The sequence below is a fragment of the Mycobacterium sp. genome, assembly GCF_044370595.1.
Taxonomy (GTDB): domain Bacteria; phylum Actinomycetota; class Actinomycetes; order Mycobacteriales; family Mycobacteriaceae; genus Mycobacterium.
The window spans coordinates 1-5417 of the sequence record NZ_JBILVF010000197.1; the positions used below are offsets into that span (position 1 = coordinate 1).

The following is a 5417-nucleotide window of genomic DNA, read 5'->3' on the forward strand; positions in this document are numbered from 1 at the left end:
GTCGGCTCGGACTCCCGGGCCCGGGCCTGAATCCACTCGGAGCGCTGCAGCAGGGTGGGTAGTGGCGGATCCCGGCGGTCGCTGAAATGCTGAAGGTTGATGAGCACGATGAGTTGGATGATCATCGCCGCGGTGATCTGCAGCAGGTCGCCGGCCGGATTGGGATTGAGCCACACCAGCCACAGCATCACGGCCAGCAGAGCCAGCGTGGCCAGATGGATCCCGAACCGGCCCTCGGCGAACAACCGGATCTGGTAGACCCCGATCAGGCTGCGCAACAGAAACATTGGCATCAGAGCAAACAGGAAGCTCGGTGGTACGTCGTTGAGCACCACCAGTCCCAACCCGGCGGCGAGGGCCCAGAAGAACAACGCGATCAGCGGGGAGACCCACACCAGGTCGCGGAAGAATCGGAGTTGCAGCGGCCGCAACGCGGCGGCGGTGCGCAGCCTGACCAAGTCGAAGTAGAACAGCCCCGCGCTTTCATAAGTCCCCCGGAACAGCGGCAGAATCAGGTAGAAGAACTGGAACGCGTCGATGTTGCGCCACGACGTCAGACCTGCGGTCAAATCGAAAGTCCGGGTGTTTGTCCCGTAGAAGCCAACCAGGGCCAGCACCAGGATCGCATCCAGGCGCAGGCTCAGTCCGGACAGCGTCGTCTCCACGGCCATCCTGGGCGGGATCGACGGCAGCTCCCGCCACCACCGTCGGCCGGCGAATTGCGGCCGCAGGCCCATCAGGCGGTACACCTCGAGAGTGAAATGCACGGTGATCCACAGCGCCAGCGCGTTGGACACCACGATCGCGATGACAATCGCCGCGCCGGGATAGAGGTAGAACCCGGCACCCAGGATCACCAACTGCACCAGGATCGGCACCACCATCGACCACGCCGGCTTATAGATGCGCCGGGTGGCGTACACCCCGGAGTGCAGCACCCGGACCGGCAGGTCGATCGCGAACTCCACCACGATCAGGAATGCGTACAGGCGGGCCAACGGATCCGCGCCGGTCGGGTTCCACACCCCCAGCACCACCGCACCGCCGACCGTCGCGGTCAGGGCGAGGGCCGCGGCCAGCACCAGCCATCGGCCGATCTCGTAGCCTGAGGCGTCGCGGTTTCCGGCCGCGGCGAACCCCCGCAACCGCTCCCGCATGACTTCCAGCAGGCCCCACCACCCGCCGGCCACGACCAGGCTGCCGGCTCGCAGCACCATCACCGTGAACGCGGCGACACCGCCGAGACTGGACATCAGGATGAAGAACTCGGCCACATGCACGGCGAACCGCACGGCGGCGATCAGTAGGGGGTAGCGCAGCCGGTAGCGCAGATAAGCCGGGACTTTCGCGGTGAGCAGGCTGGGATACAAGGCCACCGGTTCGGCGCTGCGGCGTGCGGTTCGCGAAAACCAGCGATCGACGTCGTTCACCAGATCTCCGAACTCGTTCACCCCCGGGGTGGGCCAACTTTATCCGCCCGGCGGCCCAGGGTTGTTGAATAGCGCAGCATGAAGCGAGGTGACCGCACCGTCCTGGCGGTGTCGGCAGTCCTGGCGGTGGTCGCGGTGGCCGCCGTCGCGTTCAGCCTGCTGGTACTGGACCGACGTCCGCCGCCGCCACAGGCGTCGGCCGACAGCACGTCCAGCCTGCTGGTGGTCACCTGGGCGCCGAGTCTGTGCAAAGTCGAGCCGTCCAATTCCGGTTGCCGCTCCGGTCACGTCGACAAACTCGGGCAGAGCTTCATGCTGCACGGGCTGTGGCCCCAGCCATCCACCGAGCAGTACTGCGATGTGCCCAAACGGACTCCCGACAAGGCCCGCAGCCCCGTGCCGCTGCCGGCGGATCTCAAGGCGAGTCTGCAGGAGATGATGTCGGATTCGGCTGTGATGACCACTCACGAGTGGTACGCCCACGGCACCTGCTCGGGTGTTGCACCGCCCGAGTACTTCGGTATCGCAGCGCAATTGGCCGAGCAGGCAGGTGCCGTCTTGGAACCGGTTTTTGCCCGGTCGGCCGGTGGTCGGCTGACGTCGCGTTCGGTCCGTGAGGCGTTCGATGCCCGCTTCGGCAGCGGCGCCGGCGCCCGCGTCTCCCTCAGTTGCCGTGACGCCCGCGGGCAGGGCAGCGTGGTCTACGAGGTGCGATTGTCGCTCCCCCCGGTGGTGGCCCTGGAGAAATCGTCCGCGCTGGCCGATGCGTTGGCTGCCGGACCGACGGTGGCGCCCGGTTGCAGTCAGGCCAGCGTGCCCGACAGCAGGTGAGACCAGGGCAGACAGACAGGGCAGGCAGACTGATCAGATGACCGCTGCGCAGCCGCTGCTGCTGGAACTGCTCAACCCGGCACACCGCGCCGATCCGTATCCCATCTATCGCCGGTTGAGTGATGGCGGCCCGCTGCTGCTGCCGGAGTCGAACTTGGTCGTGTTCAGTTCCTTCGCCGACTGCGACGAGGTGCTGCGCCACCCGGAATCCTGCAGCGACCGGCTGAAGTCCACGGCCGCCCAGCGGGCCATGGCGGCCGGCGAGAATCTCCGGCCGTTCGGCACGCCGAGCTTCCTTTTCCTCGACCCGCCGGATCACACCCGGCTGCGCCGGCTGGTCAGTAAGGCGTTCTCGCCGCGCGTGGTCAAGGCTCTGGAGGCCGGCATCGTCGAATTGGTCGACGGACTGCTCGACAACGTCACCGCAGCGGGGCGCTTCGAAGCGATCGCCGACCTGGCCCACCCGCTGCCGGTCGCGGTGATCTGCCGGTTGCTTGGTGTGCCCGTCGAGGATGAGCCGAAATTCAGTTGGGCCTCCGAACTGCTGGCTCAGGGCCTGGACCCGTTCTTCGCCTTCACCGGTCAGGCTCAGGGGTTCGAGGAACGGCTGCAGGCCGGGCTGTGGCTGCGCGAGTATCTGCGTGACCTGCTGGCGCAGCGGCGGGCCGACCCGCGCGGCGATCTGATGTCGGGTCTGATCGCGGTGGAAGAGACCGGCGATCAGCTCACCGAGGAAGAGATCATCGCGACCTGCAACCTGCTGCTGATCGCCGGGCACGAGACCACGGTGAATCTGATCGCCAACGCGATCTTGGCCATGCTGCGCCACCCGGACTACTGGTCACAGCTGGCCGGTGACCCTGCCCGCGCCTCGGTCATCGTCGAGGAGACGCTGCGCTACGACCCGCCGGTGCAGCTGGTCGGCCGGGTCGCCGGGCAGGGCATGACGATCGGCGGCGTGCAAGTGCCCAAGGGCGACACGATGATGCTGCTGCTGGCGGCGGCCAACCGCGACCCGGCAGTCAACCACCGGCCCGACACCTTCGATCCCGACCGCCAGCCGTTGCGCCACCTGGCCTTCGGCCTTGGTGCGCACTTCTGTCTGGGCGCCCCGTTGGCTCGGCTGGAGGCTGCGGTCGCCCTGTCGGCGGTCACCCGGCGCTTCCCCGCCGCACGGCTGGCCGCCGAGCCGACCTACAAACCCCACGTCACGTTGCGCGGGATGGCCCGCCTCGACGTCGAGGTGTGACGGAAAGGCTAAAGACGCGATAGCCGTCCGCGCCGTTGTTAGCCTGCTGGCGTGCTTTCCGGCGTCGCGATTCGGTTAGGGGGCCTTGGATGGTGAGCAGATCCTTGACGCGAGTCGGGGCGGCGGCGGTTCTGTTGGGCCTCTCAGTGGTCGGCCCCCACGTTGCGACAGCGTCGGCGGAATCCCCGGACGCCGACTCGAGTGCAACCTCCGCCGGAGCGCGGCCCGACCAGCAGCGGCCAAGTCGGCCGCCACGGCCGACGCGGGGCGCGGGCACGGTATCCGCCGATGTGGCGGCCGCCACCGAGGGACCCGCAGCCACTGCGCCGCGTATCCGAGGCGCGACCGGCCGGACATCGGCTGACCTGCAGGTCACCGAGGGACCCAACACCGAGGGACCCAGCACCGAGGGACCCAGCACCGAGGGACCCAGCACCGAGGGACCCACCGAGCGCGCCGAAACACGGCCGGGTGCCGCGACCGCCGGCACCCCGGCGCGGCTGCGCCAGGCCAGTACGCCGGCGCCGGAACTCGCCGCGTCGGTCGATCTCGGCGACCCCACCGCCGCCCCGATGCCGGCCGCCTCCGCGGCGGCGCCGGTCACCACCAGTCCCGCCGAACCGGCGGTGCTGCCAACCCCGGTGGCGGCCGCGGTGGCCGTCTCAAGCGCCCCGGCGGCGTCGGCGTCGGAATCAGCGCAGAGCAGTTCGTGCTCGGCCTGCTGGGGTGCGCAGGCGCCCTCACTTGGGCAGGCGGTGAACACCGTCGTCAACCATCTGTTCAATTCCACCTTCGATTGGCTGGCCACCCTGCCCGGCGGTCCGATCGACGATCTGATGACCGGTGCGCTGGCGTTGGTGCGGCGCACGCTGTTTTTCGTCCCAGAGGGCGTGACCGCCAGCCAGACCACCAACGGCCTGGTGGTGAAGGTCAACACCGGCAGCACCGCCTACTTCCGCCAGGACGGAACATCGGTCCAGGTCTCCGGCGACCCACTGTTCTGGGGTGCGCAGCACTTCACGGTTTCCGCCGATGACACGGTGGCAGTGAGCAATCCGGGCAGTGCCGGTTGCGCCGGATTCGTCTTCACCTCCGGCACCGCCCCGGGCAATCTGACGACGACCGGTGTCGATTCGATGCGTTTCGAGGGCGATTCCGCGTTCACCGGACGGGTCGACTCCGCACTGCTGGGCGCCCCGCTGTCGCTGCGCGATGCCGTCCGCGGTCTGGCGGGGGTCGCCATCGACGCCAATGTGGTTCTGGGGAACAACGTGTCGGTCGATGCGGGCAAGGGCGACGCGCTCTTCGAGGGAACCGTCGACGGCACAAAGACGGGCAAGCAAGCCCTGACGGTCACCGCCCTCGGCGGCACCGTCTTCGTGGCGCCGGTCGGCGGCGTGACACCGCTGGCCAGCCTGCTCACCCAGGGCATCGCTCCACTCAACGTCGCCCAGAGCAGCGACTCCACAACGATCCCACTGCGGTTTCTCCCGGAATTCTTCGGCCCGCCGCCGACGAGTCCGACCGCTTCGCCGGGCGGTGTCAAGTACGGCATCGATGTGGCGATCGGCGACAACCCCTCGCAGGTGTACGAGTTCGACACCGGTGGAACCGCGTTCTTCGCCGGTTACAACCAAGCGTTCTGGAAGAACGTCCCGCTCACTACGACGCCGGCCAACGAGGTGTACAACTCCGGCATCTTCTACGACGGCGTGGTCGCCAACACCGTGGTGACCCTCGGGCAGGGGAAGCAGACGGTCTCGACCGCGCAGCCGATCGGAATCGGGGCCATCCTGAGCGGCGGCAACGCCACCCCGCCCGCGACGACATTCGACTTCACCAATCCCCTGGTGCCGCCGGTGGAAGGGCAGTTCTTCGGCGACTTCGGGGCGTCACTGGCGGTGAAC

3 protein-coding genes and 1 pseudogene are annotated in these 5417 nt (G+C 68.2%); 3 read left to right on the forward strand and 1 reads right to left on the reverse strand.

The window, feature by feature from the left end:
* A partial coding sequence (locus ADBZ5N_RS17195; RefSeq protein ID WP_526259521.1) for a hypothetical protein occupies positions 1-1430 on the reverse strand: 1430 nt, incomplete at its 3' end.
* Between the two features lie 78 nt (positions 1431-1508).
* On the opposite strand from ADBZ5N_RS17195, the gene ADBZ5N_RS17200 reads away from it, so the two are divergent.
* The 3 genes and pseudogenes from ADBZ5N_RS17200 to ADBZ5N_RS17210 all read left to right on the forward strand — a co-directional run.
* Positions 1509-2261, forward strand: coding sequence for a ribonuclease T2 family protein (locus ADBZ5N_RS17200; protein WP_526259523.1), 753 nt, complete (start codon positions 1509-1511; stop codon positions 2259-2261).
* Positions 2262-2298: 37 nt separating this feature from the next.
* On the forward strand, positions 2299-3510 hold the full coding sequence (locus ADBZ5N_RS17205) for a cytochrome P450 (protein WP_526259525.1): 1212 nt from the start codon (positions 2299-2301) through the stop codon (positions 3508-3510).
* A gap of 89 nt (positions 3511-3599) precedes the next feature.
* Positions 3600-5417, forward strand: a pseudogene (locus ADBZ5N_RS17210) (hypothetical protein); the annotation flags it as partial.